Source organism: Nocardia sp. NPDC127526 (assembly GCF_042672265.1).
In the GTDB taxonomy this organism is placed as follows: Bacteria; Actinomycetota; Actinomycetes; order Mycobacteriales; family Mycobacteriaceae; genus Nocardia.
Genome location: NZ_JBHXVO010000033.1, coordinates 1 through 17,828, shown reverse-complemented (window position 1 = coordinate 17,828; position 17,828 = coordinate 1). Strand labels below are relative to the sequence as shown.

Below are 17,828 nucleotides of genomic sequence, written 5' to 3'. Positions count from 1 at the left end.
AACGCCCGGCAATGGTGGCTGTAGTTCAGTTGGTAGAGCACCAGGTTGTGATCCTGGCTGTCGCGGGTTCGAGTCCCGTCAGCCACCCGAAGTGAGAGGCCCCGGTCCCTGCGGACCGGGGCCTCTCGCGTTCATCCCCCCTCGCATTCGTACTGCGGCCCGGAATGTGTGCTGCGCCCCGGAATCCGGGATCACGTTCGGCCACAACCGAAATGCTTTGACCGGTTGGCCGCCGTCGCTATCGTGGATGGCACCGATTACAGACGACGACTCGGGGGAAACGTCGTGAAATGGCCTTGGTCGCCAGAATCTTCCGATTCCCGGAGGGTGCCGCCACAGCAGAGCTACCCGCCGCCGTATACGCCGCCACCACCGGGACCAGCACCACCGCAGGGTCCGCAATGCCGGCCGGCGGTCGCGCCCGATCCTGTCGAGCAGGCGCGGCGCCAACTCGCTCTCATCGAAGAGTTTCTGACCGGAGCCGATCTGCGTACCGTGCAGCGGGCGCGGGACCGGGTGCTCGAGGATCTGGTGGCGGCCGCCGCGATCGTGCCGGAGGCGGCGCTGCGTCTGATCCCGTTGGCCAAACGCCGATTCCATGTGGGTGATCCGGTCATCCAGGCGGTATTCCGCCAGTGGATGCGCAGTCCGGATCCGAGTGCGTTCGCGCAGGCCTGGGGTGTCGCCGCCGAGTTGATGAAAACCTATCCGGGGAATTCGGGGGCATCCGCGCTGTGCGTCTGGTTCGCCAATACGCTGCGGGCCGAGGATCCCGATGCGTCGGCGGCCTTCCGGAACCTGGCGGTGTCCTATCTCGCCGATCTGGTGGACGCGAACTTCGACGACCACGCGTTCAGCGGCGGGACCTCGGTGGTCTGGCAGGTGCTGTACGCGCTGGGGCCGGGCAGCCGCAGCGAGTGGTTCCGCCTGCTCGGCGACCGCGCCGAGAAACGCGGGGATGCGGCCGGCGCCAAACGCCGCTACGAGCTCGCCGAACGATTCGGCGGCGACGCACGGCGCGAGTCGCCACGGCATTGGAGCTCCGGCTCGTCGGCATCCGCCCCGGCTGGTCCCACACGCCCGAAACGGACGGCGCCGCCCGGCAGCGACCGGCCATCACGACCCGACACACCCGCCGACCCGAGCCCAACCGCGGTTCCGGCGGGCCCCGCCGATCCCCCACCCCCCGCGAAACCGGCGGCTCCCACCCCGCGACCACCCGTTCACCCGACCCCGCCGCGACGACCACCCAGACCTCCCGAATTCGACCCCGTACCGGCCTGGTCGGTGCCGGGCGGGCCGAGCGAGCCGGCGCGCCGGGGAATCGCCCTGGCCGTGGCCGACATCCTGCACGGCAGGCGGTCCGAGGCGCTGGAGACACTGCCCCAGAAGTCGGCCGGAACCGCCGTCCGCGGGCCGGCACTCTTCGTCATCGCGCTGGGTCACCTACAGGCGCGCGACCTGCCGCAGGCCCGGGAGGCCCTGCGGGAATTCCTCGGCCTGCCCGGCCACGGCGAGGCCGAGGCCGATATGGTCGCGAACGCGCGGATCATCCTCGGCGTCCTGGACGCGGACGGCCGGCTGCTGGCCACCGGCGTCGGGGCGCTGGCCGACCGGTATCGCGAGCACTGGGCCACCCGGTCGATGATGGCGCCGCAGGCCATCGGTGAGGCGGTGCTCGACCGCGGCGGCCCCCCGATGCTGGCGGAGCTCACCACCGCCGATGCCCGCGTCACCGAACTGCTCGCCACCGTGGCGGGATTCGATTCCCTGTACGTGGAGTCCGCGCGCAGACTGCTCGCGAAGGCCGCGCGGGCGGCACTGCTGTCCCGGCCCACCGAGGTGTCGGAGCTGATCGCACAGGCCCTGCGACTGGTCGCGGATCAGCCCGCCGGTGCGGTGGCGGCCCTGCACGAGGCGGCCGACCGCATCGAACGCCTCGCCGCGCGCCCGGACCACAGTGCACCGCGCGCCCTGGATCTGCTGGCCGTCGCCGCCCTCCGCGTCGACGGCGTCATGCATCCGTGGACCCGGCAGGCCGTCGATCTGTGGCGCGAACACGGCGGCGGCGAGGATCCGGAATCACTGCATCACCTCGCCATCGCCGAACACGCCCAGGCCTATCAGCTGGAGCTGGCGGGCGACGCCGCCGCATTCCCGCATTGGCGGCAGGCGCTCGCGCATTGGGCCCGGATCTATCACGACCTCGAGTTCTGGGACCGGATGCGGGCCCACCTGGGCGCCGTCATGCCGGACTGCACACCGGACGAGATCGACCGCGCGGTCTCCGGCGTGCGCGCGGAACTGCCGGATTACCTGCTCGACCCGCATGTGACGCGGATTCGCACGCTGTGGCGGGACGACTACACCCGCGCCCGCGCCCATATGGAGCTGATCCGGAAATCACCGTTCCCGGAGGGCTGCAACGCCACGGCCCGGCGCAAGGTCACCCGCGAAGCCGACCACCACATCCGCCGACCGGCGCGCGCGGGCGAGATCGAGGGCGCGATCAGTGCCGCCGCCACCTGGCTGCATATCGATCCGGGCAATCTGCATACCGCGGAGGCCGCGATCGATGTCGGTATCGACCATGCCGAGCAGTTACAGGGCACCGCGGACTGGGCGGCCGGGGCCCTTCGCATACTGCTGCGGATCTCGGCGACCGTCGAGCCGCTGTGCCGGAGCGCGGACGCGACGCCGCGCACCGGGCGGGGATCGGACAACGAGCACGCGGTCTTCGCCGCCAAGGCCGCCCGGCTCGACTTCTGGCTCGGCGCCTGCCTGTTCATCTGCAACTCGGAGCAGCCGGGCCGGTTCACCACGGCCGCTCATCCCGCCACAACGCATCTGGAGCGCGCCCTCCGGCTGGGACTGCCGCCCATCAGCCCCTACGACGCGGCGCCCGAGATCCTGGCCACCGCCCGGCAGTGGGAGCTGCATACCGCTTCGCGCCGGAGGCGGCGCAGGGATATCTGACGGAACAGGAATGACGGCAATGACCAATCCCTGGGCATGGCAGGATCGTAACCCGTACTACGCCACGGCCTTTCAAATCCTCGACCTGGATCCCACCGCGGCGCCCGCCGTCGTGCGCGCCCGCATCGCCGCCCGCCGCAAGCGAATCACGTACGACGCCACGCGCTTTCCGCTCTTCGGCGAGGTCCTCGACGTGGCGCGGATCAATGCCGCCGAGGAACAGCTGGGCACGCCATCGGCCCGCTTGAGGGCGGAACTGATCACCCACCGGCCGGTGCCCTCCGACGCCGATCTCGGCGACGGGCTCGAATTGCTGGAACTGGCCCGGACATTGGCGTCGGGCGCCGCCGCGGCCGACGACGCCACGAGTCCGCCCGCGAACGAATCCCCTTGTGTCCCACCACTTCGTTACGACCTTCTCCTCGAGCTGATGCCGACCACGCTCGGCTCCGAACTCGAATATCTGCGCGGCCAGAGAGGAACCACCCCATGACCTTCGTCGTCGGAATCGACCTCGGCACCACCAACTGCTGTGTAGCCATCCCCGCCGACGCCGATCTCCCGAACAAGCAGGAGCTCATCGACCGCCGCCGGTTGCGGCCGCTCGGCGGGGCGCTGATCGTCACCAATCCGGACCTGTCCGCGACCACGCCGTCGGCGGTCTGGATCTCCCCGGACGGCACCGCGATGGTGGGCGGTATCGCCAAACGCAAAGCGCGCCTGACGGGTGCGCCGCCCGCCATGTTCTTCAAGCGGAATATGGGCACCGGCCAGCCGGTCACCGCCGGTCACGCCACGCTGACGCCGCTGGAAGCCTCGGTCCATCTGCTACGGCATCTGAAGACCACGGCCGAGGACGCGCTGGGCGTGCCGATCGACCGCGCCGTGGTGACGGTGCCCGCCTATTTCGAGACCGGCGCCAAGACCCAGACCACCAAGGCCGCGGCCGAAGCCGGGCTCGAGGTGGTCGAAACGCTGATGGAGCCGGTGGCCGCCGCGCTCGCCCACATGCACGACAGCGGCCTGGGTGAATCCGAGCCGCGCCGCTTCCTCATCTACGACCTGGGCGGCGGCACCTTCGACACCTCGGTGGTGAGCTGGGGTCCCGAGGACGGGTTCAGCAGCCGCTCCTTCGACGGCAACCGCTATCTCGGCGGATACGACTTCGATCAGGCCATCGTCGACTGGATGATCGCGCAGCTGCCCGGCTACGATCTGCGGCTCGCGCCCTACGATCCGCGCGATGCGGAGCGGCTGGCGCGCCTGCTCAGCCTGGCCGAGACCGCCAAACACGAGCTGTCCCGGGACACCGAAACCGAGATCATCAGCCAGGACCTGGAAGACCGTTCCGGCCTGCCGATGAACATCAATCTGACGGTGCGCCGCCAGGACTTCGAGCGGCTGATCGAGGACTTTCTGCGCGGCACCCTCGACCATTGCGCCGAAGCGCTGGCCAAGGCCCGGCTGACGCCGGCGGAGATGGACGAGATCGTGCTGGTTGGCGGTTCATCGCGAATCCCGTTGGTGTCACGACTTTTACAGGAGCGATTCGGCATCACCCCGCGGCTGTTCCATCCGGAGCTCGTGATAGCGGTCGGCGCGGCGCTGAAGGCCGCGAGCCGGGGCACCGCCGGTCGGGTGATGGACCTGGAAGCCCTTGTCCCCCAGGATTCATCGGTCGATATCGCGGGCCGGGTGCGGCAGCCCCCGCCCGGCGCGCAGGAGATCGCCGTCGTCGTCGAATCCCCGGCGGGCGAGCGACTCGGGCACCAGCTCGTCGGCGCGGAGGGCACTTTCCTCTTCATCGACGTCCCGCTCGCCGGTGATGGTGAAAACTCGTTCACGGTACGGGTTCTCGCCGACGGGGCCGAAATCGACGCCGCGCGGGTGGCGGTGCGCCCCCGGCACGCGCAGGCGGTGCCGGATCTGGCCGGCGACATCCTGGCGCACGACTTCTCGGTGGAGCTGATCGACGGCCGCCTGGCTCAGGTGGTGAAGGCGGGCACCAAGATTCCGCATCGCACCCAGCATCGCCTGGAGACCGCGCGCCCCGGCTCGGCCCTGCGGGTGCGCCTCTACGAGGGCCGGGTTCCCATCGGCACGGTGCAGATCCACGATCTGCCCGACAATGTCCCGCCCGGCACCGAGGTGGAGCTGACCCTGGACTTCGCGCCCGGCTGGATCATCAATGCCTCGGTGCGGCTGCCGCACCTGGACCGCGCCGCGTCCGCGGCCATCGACATCCCGGTCCGGCAGGTCGCGCCCTGGGCGGAGATCCGCGACCGCGCCGCCCGCGCCCAGAGCGAATGGCGGCAGGTCCGACCGGAAGTGCATCGGGCCGAATCCGCCAAGGCCGCACCCGAACTCGAACAACGGCTCGATGCCGTCGACGGGCTGGTCGACCGCGCCCATGATCAGGCCAAGGCGCACCACATGCTGCTGGAGGCCGAGACCATCCTGCAGTCACTGCACGAGCGCTCGGGTCCGGACGAGTACCTGGAGCCCCCGCTCGCCAAATTCGAGGAGAACCTCGACGGTCTCACCCGCATGCTGATCGTGCTCGGCCGCGATGATCCGGCCGCCTCCCAGCCCTACCGCTTCCGCCTCGACGGCCTGGAGGCGGAAGCGCGCGCCGCCTACGACGCCGGCGACTTCACCGCATGGCGGCGGGCCAACGACCGGCTCACCGATCTGACTCGCGAGGTCATGCAGGTCCCGGAGATCCGCGAGATCCTGATCATCGGCACCACGCCGCCGGAGATGCAGCGCTGGCTGCACCGCGAGATCGATACCCTCGACGCCCTGATCAGCCGGAAATACGAAGCGCTACAGGGCGACACCCGGCTGGCTCCGCAGGAGCGGGCCCAGCTGCCCCGGGAACGCGATGCCTTCCTCGCCGAGCTCCGCGCCATCGCCCAGGCCGTGGACGCGATCGACCTGCGACCGGGCACCGCCCGCGAGCGCCTGCACAACCTCTATGTCGGCCGCCTGCAACCGCTGGAGGCCCGCGTCACGCGCTGGGGTCAGGAGACCGGTATCCGCACGACGCACTGATAGCTACCGCCGGAACTCCGCCACGAACGGCGTGTCCACTCCCAGCACGCCGACGCGCAGCGCGCCGCCCGGATCACCGAGCGGTGCGTCGCGACCGGGCAGCGGCTCGTGGAAGAAGCGCGCGTTCTCGGCCACGAAGGTCTCCTGGTCGGCGGGGACGTCGTCCTCGAAGTAGATGGCCTCCACGGGGCAGGCCGGTTCGCAGGCGCCGCAGTCCACGCAGGCCTCGGGCTGGATGTAGGCCATGCGCTCGCCGACGTAGATGCAGTCGAGCGGGCATTCCTCGATGCAGGCGCGGTCCAGGACGTCGACGCAGTCGGCTCCGATGACGAAAGTCATGATCTCTCCTCGTGGTTCACTGCCCCGCCGCCACGGCCGACCGGCCGCGCGCCGGTGCACGAGATCGAGCCTTGCCGTCGTGGGGCCGGGGCGGTAGCCATCGATTGCCGAGCACCCCATAATCGATCCTTATGACTCTGCCGCCGGGAACACCTGATCTGGAGGTGCTGGATCTGCTCGTGTCGGTGGCGGAGCTGGGGAGTCTGGGGGCGGCGGCACGGCGGCACGGGATCACCCAGCCGGCGGCGAGCATGCGGATCAGCGCGCTGGAGCGGCGGCTGCGGCTGCGGCTGCTGGAGCGCGGGCCGACGGGGTCCCGGCTCACCGAGCAGGGACGGACCGTCGTCGAGCACGCCCGGCCGCTGCTGGCGGCGGCGCACGCCTTCACCGACGGCGTCGCGGCGGTGCGGGCCGCCGACCGTCCCCGGCTGCGCATCGCCGCCTCGAAAACCATTGCCGACCACCGCATGTCCCACTGGCTGGCGGCCCTGCGCGAGGCCCGGCCGGAGGTGTCGGTGGCGCTCGAGGTCGGCAACTCCCGGCAGGTGCAGGCGTGGGTCCGGGACGCCCAGGCCGACCTCGGATTCGTCGAAGGCCCCCATCCCCCGGCCGAACTCGGCAGCCGCGTGCTGGGCGCCGACGACCTGGTGGTCGTGGTCGGCCGCGACCATCCGTGGGCACGCCACCGCACCCCGGTCACCGTGCGCGAACTCGCGGCCACTCCCCTGCTCTGGCGCGAATCCGGCTCCGGAACCCGCGATACCGTCTGGGAGATCCTGGCGGCGACGGCCGAACCCGCCGAGCCCGCCGCCGAACTCGGTTCGGCGGCAGCGATTCTGGCCACCGCCCGCACCGGCCTGGCCCCCGCCATTCTCAGCGGGCTGATCGCCGAACCGGACCTGCGCACCGGCGCCCTGGTCGAAATCCCGCTCGCCGATGCGGTGCTCACCCGCAAGTTCCGCGCCATCTGGCGCCATCTGGCCCCGCCCGCCGAGCCGGCCGACCTGCTCGTCCGCTACGCCGAACGGGTCGAACAGACGCGCGGCCAGCGGCGGACCGGCTAGTCCCGGACGCCTGCACGGCGCGAAGGATCCCGGCTCGCGCCCCTCGTTCAGCGGAATCCGGGGCAGCGAATCATCGTCGGATAGTCGCGGAATCAACAGCGCACGCGTGCTGTTTCGGGTGAGAGCGAATCAAGTTCTGCACCAGTGGGCTGCGCGATAGCGTGCCTGGCGAGAAGCCGAAAGCCGCTGGGGGTGATGGCCTATGGCCACCTATTACGATTCCGATCCCTACACCGAGCGCACGCCGCCGGGGTCCGCGCTGCGGCCCCTGCGCGGGCTGACGCTCGCGCTGTCCGCGGCCGGTTTCGCGGTCGCGGGCATCCTGGTTCTCTGGGTGATCGGCTTCGCGCGAATCTGGCTGCTGCTCAGCGACTACGAAGCGGGCCGGATCGGCGACCGCGAGTTCGTATCGTCGTTCAATGCCGCCATACCCTGGCTGAACTGGTCCACGGCGCCATTGCTCGCCATGCAGGCCGTATTCGGCATCCTGCTCGTGATCTGGTTGTACCGGGCGCGGGCGAATGCGGAACTGCTGTGCGCCACACCGCATCGCCTGTCCCGCGTCTGGGTGTTCGCCGGCTTCCTGCCGATCGTGAACTGGTTCGCCCCGCCGATCGTGCTCGACGATGTCCAACGCGCGAGCGATCCCGGCACGGCGCCGAATTCGGCGCGGTTGCCCGCGAATTCCACCACGCCGCTCGTGGTGCTGTGGTGGGCGAGCTGGTTTCTGTCGGTGCTGCTGTGGTTGATCGGATCGATGGCGAGCCTGGCCGTGCGCTACGGGTGGTCCGAGGATTCCGGGCGCGCCGGTGTAGCGGTGGCACTCTTCACGGCAGCGTTCGCCACCGCCGCGGTGTCGGCCTTCGCCGTGCGGACGGTGCTGTCCCGCGTCACCGAGTGGCAGACCGGACGAGCGATTCCGGATATCCCGGCCCCGCAGCCCTATCCGGCCGCACCGGGGCAATACGGCCGGGCGCATCCGGAAACGATTGTCGTGGGCCGCCACCTCGGGCCGATGGCCTCGGTGTTGCTGTTCCCGGTGCTGCTGGGGCCGGTGATCATCGCCTCCGGCGCGGCGAATTACGAGCGTCTGAAAGGTCTGTCGAAAGACTCGCCCGACTACGATGAGGCTCTCAATGCCTGGGCCGCGCCCACTCTGCTCGGCTTCGTGGCGCTCCTGATCACCGTGCCGATCGCGGCAATCACTCTCATCTGCTGGCAGTTGCGCGCGCATCGCAATGCCGAGGCGTTGCACCCGGGCTTCCCCCGCCTCGGGCGTTCATGGGTGGTCGCGGGCTGGATCGTTCCCATCGCCAATCTGTTCCTCCCCGCCGTGGCCGTTCATCAGCTGACCCGGCCGGGCGGTTCGGGCGGGGCGGCCGTGCTCACCGGAGTCTGGTGGATCGCTTGGCTCGGCGGGTGGGTCGCGTTCTGGGGCGGGTTCTCGACCGGCAGCGGACCGGCGCTGTGGGCCGCCTGCGCCCTGCTGTTCCTCGCTGCCGTCCTGTTGACCGTCCTCGTCAACGGGATCGACCGGACCCAGCGCGCCGCCTGAGCACGCGCCCGGATCAGCGATATGCGGTGGCCGTTACAGAGCGTCGTGCGAAAATGCGGTGTGGCCGTCAAGATCGACAACCTGGATGCCGCGCTGCTGAAGGAACTGGCGGCCGATCCGCGCACGCCGATCCTGGAGTTGGCGGCGCGGTTGGGCATCGCCCGCAATACCGTGCAGGCGCGGATGAAGCGGCTGGAGTCGGCGGGGGTGGTGCGGGGCTATCCGCCGACCATCGATCTGCAGGCCGTCGGGTTCGCGGTGCACGCGTTCCTCGGCGTGGAACTGGATCAGAACAAGATCGACGAGATTGTCGACGCGCTGCGGGCGTTTCCGCATGTGCTCGAGGTGCACGCGACCACGGGCCGATCCGACCTGCTGGTGCGCATCGCCGCGCAGACGCAGCAGGATCTGCTGGGCATCATTCAGCGGGTGCACGCGGTTCCGGGCGTGCGGCACACCGAGACCATGCTGGCCCTGGCGACGCCGATCGAATACCGCTCGCTGCCATTGGTCGAACATCTGACGAACAATCCGGAATCCGCATGATGTGATCGGGGACACGCACCACCGAGCAGATTGACTCATTAGCGGTAGTGCTCCAGATCACTTTTGAGCAGTCTGATCAACTTTCCGGGCGGCTATTGACACAAAACACACATCCCGGCAGATTTCGCTGCACCGATTGCAAGTCCCTTCGTTTGCAGCTCACGATCTGGGCTGTGGAAAGTGTGGTGACTGTCCATGACCAGCGTTGCCTGCCCGTCATCCCTACCGCAGGCCGAGACAACCGCACCGTACGACCTCGCCGACCGCTATCGCTCCGGCGCGGGTCCGGTCCTTCTCACGGGCGTGCAGGCCATTGCCCGATTGCTGGTCGAACAGCACGTCAGAGATATTCGCGCCGGCCGCCGGGTGGCGACCTTCGTCTCCGGTTACCAGGGCAGCCCGCTCGGCGGCGTCGACAAGATGCTGCTCGGCATGCCGAATGTGCTGGCCGAACACGACATCACCTTCGTTCCGGGCCTCAATGAGGAACTCGCCGCCACCTCGGTGTGGGGCAGCCAGGCGGATCTGCCGGCCGGAAAGCCGACCCATGACGGCGTCGTCGGCGTCTGGTACGGCAAGGGTCCCGGCGTGGACCGCGCCACCGATGCGCTGCGGCACGCCAATATGTACGGCGTGAACCCGCGCGGCGGGGTGCTGCTGCTGGTCGGCGACGACCCGGCTTCGAAGTCCTCCACGGTGCCCGCGGTGAGCGAGCGGTCGCTGGCGGCCATGGGCATTCCGGTGCTGTTCCCGCGCAATGCCGAAGAGATCATCACCATGGGCATGGCCGGTGTGGCGCTGTCGCGGGCGTCGGGCTGCGTGGTGGCCATGAAGATCGTCGCCGATGTCGCCGACGGCGCGTGGACGGTGGACGCCTCGGTGGCGGACCTGCCGCTCACGGTGCCCGAGGTGGTATGGGAGGGCAAGCCCTTCGCCTACCGGCAGCGGCCCATGGCCGCGCCGACCGACAGCGTGCTGGCCGAGGCCGACCTGTACGGGCCGCGCTGGGAGATGGTCCGATCCTTCGGCGCGGCAAATGATCTCGATGTCATCGAGGTGAATCCGGCCGACGCCAAGGTCGGCATCGCGGCCACCGGAACCACCTTCGACTCGGTGCGCCAGGCCCTGCTCGACCTCGGTGTCGACGATGCGGCGCTGCACCGCGCCGGGATCCGGCTGCTGCGCATCGGTATGCCGTATCCCGTTGGGGCGCAAAAGGTCACCGAATTCTCCCGCGGCCTCGAGCAGCTGATCGTGGTGGAGGACAAGACCGCCTTCATCGAGACCCAGATCCGCGAAATCCTCTACGGCACCGAGAACGCCCCGCGCATCCTCGGCAAGCACGACGAGCGCGGCGCGCTGCTCATGCCCTTCGACGGCGAGCTGACCCCGGGCCGCCTGCTCGGCCCGCTGCGCCGCGTGCTGCGCGACCGAGTCGAGCTGAAAAAGGCCGCGCCGCCGCCGCTTTCGCTGGAGGTGCTGTCCACCAAGCGCACCGCCTACTTCTGTAGCGGCTGCCCGCACAACCGCTCCACCGCGCTGCCCGAGGGCTCCATCGGCGGCGGCGGCATCGGCTGCCACACCCTGGTCACCATGTCCGGGCGCGAGGACAGCGCGGTCACCGGCCTGACCCAGATGGGCGGCGAGGGCAGCCAGTGGATCGGCCAGGCGCCGTTCACCGATGTGCCGCACCTGTTCCAGAACATCGGCGACGGCACCTTCTTCCACTCCGGTCAGCTGGCCGTGCAGGCGTGTGTGGCCGCGGGGGTGAACATCACCTTCAAGCTGCTCTACAACGAGGTCGTCGCCATGACCGGCGCGCAAGACGCGGTGGGCATCCTGTCGGTCGAGCAGATCACGCAGAAGCTCGCCATCGAGGGCGTCGAGCAGATCATCGTCTGCGCCGACGAACCCAAGCGGCACAATAAGAAAGCCCTGGCCAAGGGCACCCTGCTGTGGCATCGCGACCGGCTCGACGAGGCGCAGCGGCTGCTGCGCGAGATCCCGGGCGTGACCGTGCTCATCTACGACCAGCACTGCGCGGCGGACGCGCGGCGGCAGCGCAAGCGGGGCACGCTGCCCACCCGCAATACCCGGGTGATCATCAACGAGGCCGTGTGCGAGGGCTGCGGCGACTGCGGCGTGAAGTCGAATTGCCTTTCGGTGCAACCGGTCGAGACCGAGTTCGGGCGCAAGACCCGCATCGATCAGACCTCCTGCAATACCGATTACAGCTGCCTGGACGGCGACTGCCCGTCGTTCGTCACCGTCGAGCTGACGCCGGATACGAAGGGCCGCAAGGGCTCCAAGCGCAAGACCGCCGAGCCGCCCGCGGTCTCCGATCCGGGTCTGGGCGCGCCGCAGGGCACGCAGAACGTGCTGATCGCCGGCATCGGCGGCACCGGCATCGTGACCGTCAACCAGGTGCTGGCCACCGCCGCGCTGCGCGCCGGCTACGAGGTGGAGAGCCTCGATCAGATCGGCCTGAGCCAGAAGGCCGGTCCGGTCGTATCGCACCTGCGGTTCTCGGCGACCGAACTGGAGCCGTCCAACCGGCTCACCCCGGGTAACGCGGACTGCATCGTGGCCATCGACCTGCTGACCGCCACCGATCCGAAGAACCTGCAGTACGGCAATGCGGCGAGCACCATCGCCATCGCCTCGACCAGCCAGACGCCCACCGGCGACATGGTCTACGACAAGAACGTGGCCTACCCGCCGACCCGGTCGCTGCTGGATCGCCTTGCCACGGCCTCGAATTCGCTCGCGCACTTCGATGCGCTCGCGGCGGCCGAGCAGCTGTTCGGCAATACCGCGGCGGCCAACTTCCTGATGGTGGGCGCGGCCTTCCAGTCCGGTGGCCTGCGGCTGCCGGCCGCGGCCATCGAGGAGGCCGTGGGCATCAACGGCGTCGCCGTGGCCGCCAATATCGCGGCCTTCCGCTGGGGCCGGGTCGCCGTCGCCGATCCCGCCGCCTTCGCCGCGGCCGTCGGATCGGCGCAGCCGCAGCGTGTTCGGGCCGAGGCGCCCGCGGACCTGCTGGCGGGCACCACCTTCGACGGTGAGGTCCGTCGGCTGGTGGAGCTGCGCGCCGCCGAACTGATCGGCTACCAGAGCGCGAAGGTCGCCCGCCGCTACATCGAGACGGTGCAGTTCGCCTGGAGCGCCGAGCGGACCGTCACCGAGCGCACCGATTTCAGTGCGGCCGTGGCGCGCGGACTGTACAAGTTCACCGCCTACAAGGACGAGTACGAGGTCGCCCGCCTGCTGGTGGATCCGGCCTTCCTCGACCAGGTGGCCGCGCAGGTGCCCGGCGGCGAGAACCTCACCTACAAGCTGCATCCGCCGGTGCTGCGCGCCCTCGGCCGCAAGAAGAAGATCGGCCTCGGACCGAAATCCCATGTGGCGCTGAAGCTCCTCGCCAAGGGCAAGAAGCTGCGCGGCACCCGGCTGGATCCGTTCGGCTACGCCCACGTGCGAAAGGTGGAGCGGGAGTTGCTGTCCCACTACACCGAGATGGTGCGTCACTTCGCGGTCACGCTGAGCGCGGACACCTACGACACGGCCGCCAAGGCGGCTGGACTGCCCGATGTCGTCCGCGGCTACGAGGACGTCAAGCTCGCCAATGTCGAGCAGTACTGGAACGGTCTGCGGGAGCTCGGTATCGAGCACTGACCCCCGGCGACCGAATCACCGACCCGACCATCCCACCCGAGCCCACCCACCCGTCATCCCGGCGCGCTTTTGGCCGGGATCCATACCCGCAACGCCACCACTGATCGCGGTGGATTCCGGCCAAAAGCATGCCGGAATGACGAAGGCGGGCGGGATCGGAGAACCTCGCCGCCCACCAGCGGCACCCATCACCGCCACACCCAGGCGGTAACCGACACCGTCCTACCCGGGCGGCATCCCGAAAGGAATCGATCGTGACCGCAATGCAGACCGAGGCAGGGGTTTTCGGCCGCTCGCACGAGCTGAGCCGCCGCAGCCACGAACAGGTCGTGTTCTGCGAGGACGACAAGACCGGCCTCAAGGCCATTATCGCGATCCATTCGACCACGCTCGGCCCCGCGCTGGGCGGCACCCGCTTCTACCCCTACGCCACCGAGGGCGCGGCCCTGGAAGACGTGCTGCGGCTGTCCTGGGGCATGACCTACAAGGCCGCGGCCGCCGGCGTCGATCTGGGCGGCGGCAAGGCCGTCATCATCGGCGATCCGGCCGTGGCCAAGACCGAGGCGCTGCTGGCCTCCTACGCGCGCTTCGTGGAAACCCTTGGCGGGCGGTACATCACGGCGGGCGACGTCGGCACCAATACCGACGACCTGGACATCATCGGACGGCACACCGGTTACGTGACCGGCCGCAGCACCGCCGCCGGCGGCTCCGGCGACAGCGCCCGGCTGACCGCGCTCGGCGTCTTCCACTCCATGCGCGCGGGCGCCGAATCCGTGTGGGGCACACCGTCGCTGACCGGTCGCACGGTCGGCGTCGAGGGCGTGGGCAAGGTGGGCCGCGAGCTCACCGCCCTGCTGCTCGCCGACGGCGCGGAGGTCTGCATCACCGATGTGAACGAGGCTGCCATGCAGCGGGTTTCGCAGGAGCACCCGCGGGTGCGGCTGCTGAGCCACGTCGCCACCGCACCGGTGGACGTGTACGCGCCCTGCGCGCTCGGCGCCACGCTCACCATGTCCAGCGCCGACGCCATCGCGGCCAAGCTGGTCTGCGGCGCGGCCAACAACCAGCTCGCGCATCCGGAGGTCGAGCAGGCGCTGCGCGGCCGCGGCATCACGTGGGTGCCGGATTTCGTCGCCAATGCGGGCGGCCTCATTCAGGTGGCGGGTGAACTGCGGCAGGCCGAACCGGCCGCCGTGGAAGCCGATGTCACCAGCATCTTCGATCGCGTCCGCGACATCATCGCGGCCGCGACGGACGAAGGAATCGGAACGGGCGAGGCGGCGAACCGGTTCGCCGAGCGGCGTCTCGACGCCATCCCGCGGTCGATCTGACCGCAGCACCGGAGTTTCAAGGAGGAAACCAAGAGTGGCGATCACGAGCGGATTGTTCCGCACCAAATCAGTTGAACAGTCGATCCGGGACACCGATGAACCGGATTCCAAGCTACGCAAGGACCTCACGGCCCGGGATCTCACGATCTTCGGCGTCGCGGTGGTCATCGGCGCGGGCATCTTCACCCTCACCGCGCGCACGGCGGGCACCGTGGCGGGACCGTCGGTCTCCCTCGCCTTCGTCTTCGCGGCGATCGCGTGCGGTCTGACCGCCCTGTGCTACGCCGAATTCGCGTCGACTGTTCCGGTAGCGGGCAGCGCGTATACGTTCGCGTACGCCACTTTCGGCGAGATCATCGCGTGGATCATCGGCTGGGACCTGATCCTCGAGTTCGCCCTCGCGGTGTCGGTGGTGGCCAAGGGCTGGTCGCAATACCTCGGTGAGGTGCTGGGCTCGAAACCGCCCGTGCTGGAACTGGGTTCGATCACCTTCGACTGGGGCGCGGTGCTGATCATCGCGATCGTCGGCGTGCTGCTGGCCACCGGCACCAAGCTCTCCTCGCGAGTGTCGGCCGTCGCGGTCGCCATCAAACTGGGTGTGATCGCCCTGGTGCTGGTCGTCGGCGCCACCTACTTCAAGCCGTCCAACCTGACGCCCTACATTCCGCCGGCCCAGCCCACGGAGCACGCCGACGGCCTGCGGCAGTCGCTGTTCTCCTTCCTGACCGGCTCCGGCGGCACCAGCTACGGCTGGTACGGCCTGCTCGCGGCGGCCTCCCTGGTGTTCTTCGCCTTCGTCGGCTTCGATGTGGTCGCCACCGCCGCGGAGGAGACCCGCAACCCGCAGCGCGATGTGCCGCGCGGCATCTTCGGCGCGCTGGCCATCGTCACCGTGCTGTACGTGGGTGTTTCGCTGGTGCTCACCGGCATGGTGCCCTACACCGAGCTGGCCAGCGGAAACGCCACCCTGGCAACGGCTTTCGCGCTGCACGGCGCGACCTGGGTGAAGTCCATCATCTCCATCGGCGCGATCGCGGGCCTGTCCACGGTCGTCATGGTGATGTACATGGGCCAGACCCGCGTGCTGTTCGCCATGGCGCGCGACGGGCTGCTGCCGCGCGGTCTGGCGCACACCGGATCCAAGGGCACGCCGGTGCGGCTGACCGTGCTGGTGGGCGTCATCTGCGCGCTGCTCGCCGGGTTCGTCGACTTCGGCACCCTCGAAGAGATGGTCAATATCGGCACCCTGGCCGCCTTCGTGCTGGTGGCCATCGGCGTGCCGATCCTGCGCCGCACCCGCCCGGATCTGAAGCGCGGCTTCCGCGTTCCGCTGGTCCCGCTGGTGCCCATCCTGGCGGCGCTGGCCTGCCTGTGGCTCATGCTCAACCTCTCCATCGAGACCTGGCTGCGCTTCGTCATCTGGATGGCGCTGGGCACGGTGCTCTACTTCGCCTACGGCCGTAAGCATTCGCTGCTCGGCAAACAACCACAGCCCGACGATCGCACGCCCTCCCCTGTGCGCTAGCGGGAATTCCCGTGGCCGACCGTCTGCCGGGACATAGGCCACTCGAGGAGCCCCGGTCCAACCACCCTGGACCGGGGCTTCCTCATATCCGGGAGCCGAGGATGGCAGCGACCTGCTCGGCGCTCAGATAATCGGCGGAGCGTTCGAAATCGCCGATGGTGTGCGGGGCGTCGTCGCCGAAGCCGAGGCGGATGAAATCGTCGCCGGTCACCGCGTGCAGCGCCCAGTTGAAGGCGATGCGGGCGCGAGCGGTGAAGGTGCGGGTGGCCATCAGGTGATAGCCGCGGGTCACCAATTGCGCCGGGGCGCCGCGCAATCCGATGCCGAGCGGACGGGCCAGGGCGTCCCGGCCGCCGAGGTCGACGACCATGCCCAGATCCTTGTGGCGATAGTCGGTGCGCGGCTTACCACGCAGGGCCGCAACCAGATTCGCGCCCATATGACGTCCCTGCCGCATGGCGTGCTGGGCGGTGGGGGCGCAGAACGTGCCCGGATTCGTCACGTCCGGTACGGCGGCCACATCACCGCAGGCCCAGACGCCGGGCAGGCTCGGCACGCTCAGATCGGCGTCGGCGACCATGCGGCCGTGCACCGTCTCCGCGCTCAGATGCTCGGCGAGCGGGCTCGGGGTCACGCCCGCGGTCCACACGACCGTGCGGGTCGGGATCACCTGTCCGGTGGTCAAGGTGAGCGTGCGCTCGCCGACCTCCGATGCGGAAGCGCCGGGGATGAATTCGATTCCGCGCTTGGCCATCAGCTTTTTCGCGCTCTCCCCCAGTCGCTCGCCGAGTTCGGGCATGACGCGGTCGCTGTGGTTGATCAGATGGCAGCGCACCAGGTCCGGATCCAACCGCGGATAGTATTGCCGGGCCGCGGACCGGGCCAGCCGGGCGAGCACGGCCATGGTCTCGGTGCCCGCGTATCCGGCGCCGATGGTCACGAAGGTGGCGCGCTCCCGCTGCTCCGCCGGATCCTCGGCAATCGCGGCCATATCCAACTGGCGCAGCACGTGATCGCGCAGATAGACGGCCTCGGCGAGGGTCTTCATGCCGAAGCCGTGCTCGGGCAAGCCCGGAATGTGCAGGATACGGGTGATGCTGCCGGTGGCCAGCACGAGATGGTCGTAGTCCAGGGCGTATTCACCGCCCGAGGGCCGCCGCACCACGCATTGCCCGCGCGCCGCGTCCGCGCCCACCACCATCCCGGGAATCAGTTCGGTGCGCTTCAGCACCCGCCGCAGCGACACCACCACCGCCTGCGCTGGCAGCACACCTCCAGCAACCTGCGGCAGCAGCGGCAAATACAGCTGGCCCGCACCGATCGCCCCGACCAGCCGCACCTCCGCCTCGCCCGGGCGCAACCGGCGCTCCAGGTATCGAGCGCATTCCACCCCGGCGAAACCGCCGCCCACGATCACGATCCGTGCGGTGCTCACCCCGACGACGGTAGTTCACCGGCCGCCCTCGCCACGAACAACGCACCGTTCGCCGCCAAGTAGCCACCAACCCATCCGCATCCCCATCCGCCCCACCCCTATCCCCGCCCGTCCTTGTCCCTGCCCGTCCTTGTCCCTGCCCGTCCTTGTCCCTGCCCGTCCTTGTCCCTGCCCGTCCTCGTCCCTGCCCGTCCTCGTCCCTGCCCGTCCTCGTCCCTGCCCAATCCTTGTCCGTGCCCGTCCTCGTCCCAGCCCGCCTTCATCCCCATCCGCCCTCATCGCCGTCCGCCCTTCTGTTTTGGGGGTATTGGGGGGTAGCCCTTTG

General features: G+C 69.5%; 11 protein-coding genes and 1 tRNA gene. 10 read left to right on the top strand and 2 right to left on the bottom strand.

The genetic code is table 11. The annotated features are described in order from the left end of the window. Window positions 1–14: 14 nt before the first annotated feature. The 4 genes from ACFVIV_RS33575 to ACFVIV_RS33560 all read left to right on the top strand — a co-directional run bounded on the left by ACFVIV_RS33575 (window position 15) and on the right by ACFVIV_RS33560 (window position 6,030). A tRNA-His gene (locus ACFVIV_RS33575) sits at window positions 15–87 on the top strand. Window positions 88–327: 240 nt separating this feature from the next. Further along, window positions 328–2,976, top strand: coding sequence for a hypothetical protein (locus ACFVIV_RS33570; protein ID WP_379203399.1), 2,649 nt, complete (start codon window positions 328–330; stop codon window positions 2,974–2,976). Between the two features lie 19 nt (window positions 2,977–2,995). Further along, a complete protein-coding gene (locus ACFVIV_RS33565) occupies window positions 2,996–3,469 on the top strand; it encodes a hypothetical protein (RefSeq protein ID WP_379203397.1) in 474 nt (157 codons plus the stop codon). After that, entirely contained in the window at window positions 3,466–6,030 is a 2,565-nt protein-coding gene (locus ACFVIV_RS33560; RefSeq protein ID WP_379203395.1) for an Hsp70 family protein, read from the top strand. Before ACFVIV_RS33565 ends, ACFVIV_RS33560 begins: the two co-directional genes overlap by 4 nt. 3 nt (window positions 6,031–6,033) lie before the next feature. On the opposite strand, the gene fdxA is transcribed toward ACFVIV_RS33560, so the two are convergent. After that, a complete protein-coding gene (fdxA, locus tag ACFVIV_RS33555; protein ID WP_379203393.1) occupies window positions 6,034–6,369 on the bottom strand; it encodes a ferredoxin in 336 nt (111 codons plus the stop codon). A gap of 131 nt (window positions 6,370–6,500) precedes the next feature. On the opposite strand from fdxA, the gene ACFVIV_RS33550 reads away from it, so the two are divergent. From ACFVIV_RS33550 to ACFVIV_RS33525, 6 genes are all read left to right on the top strand, one after another. Beyond that, window positions 6,501–7,433 (top strand): LysR substrate-binding domain-containing protein, encoded by a 933-nt coding sequence (locus tag ACFVIV_RS33550; protein WP_379203391.1) that lies wholly within the window; start codon window positions 6,501–6,503, stop codon window positions 7,431–7,433. Between the two features lie 202 nt (window positions 7,434–7,635). Then, a complete protein-coding gene (locus ACFVIV_RS33545) occupies window positions 7,636–8,988 on the top strand; it encodes a DUF4328 domain-containing protein (RefSeq protein ID WP_379203389.1) in 1,353 nt (450 codons plus the stop codon). Between the two features lie 60 nt (window positions 8,989–9,048). Further along, on the top strand, window positions 9,049–9,534 hold the full coding sequence (locus tag ACFVIV_RS33540; protein WP_379203387.1) for an Lrp/AsnC family transcriptional regulator: 486 nt from the start codon (window positions 9,049–9,051) through the stop codon (window positions 9,532–9,534). Window positions 9,535–9,729: 195 nt separating this feature from the next. Then, window positions 9,730–13,209: an indolepyruvate ferredoxin oxidoreductase family protein gene (locus tag ACFVIV_RS33535; RefSeq protein WP_379203385.1), complete on the top strand. Its 3,480-nt coding sequence runs from the start codon at window positions 9,730–9,732 to the stop codon at window positions 13,207–13,209. A gap of 263 nt (window positions 13,210–13,472) precedes the next feature. Then, window positions 13,473–14,543: a Glu/Leu/Phe/Val dehydrogenase dimerization domain-containing protein gene (locus tag ACFVIV_RS33530; protein WP_379203505.1), complete on the top strand. Its 1,071-nt coding sequence runs from the start codon at window positions 13,473–13,475 to the stop codon at window positions 14,541–14,543. A 34-nt stretch (window positions 14,544–14,577) separates the two neighbouring features. Beyond that, window positions 14,578–16,068 carry an APC family permease gene (locus tag ACFVIV_RS33525; RefSeq protein WP_379203383.1) on the top strand — a complete coding sequence of 497 codons (1,491 nt, stop codon included), beginning with the start codon at window positions 14,578–14,580 and terminating at the stop codon, window positions 16,066–16,068. Between the two features lie 82 nt (window positions 16,069–16,150). Here the strand turns inward: ACFVIV_RS33525 and ACFVIV_RS33520 are convergent, their stop codons facing one another. Further along, window positions 16,151–17,503, bottom strand: coding sequence for an NAD(P)/FAD-dependent oxidoreductase (locus ACFVIV_RS33520; protein WP_379203381.1), 1,353 nt, complete (start codon window positions 17,501–17,503; stop codon window positions 16,151–16,153). Window positions 17,504–17,828 lie beyond the last annotated feature (325 nt).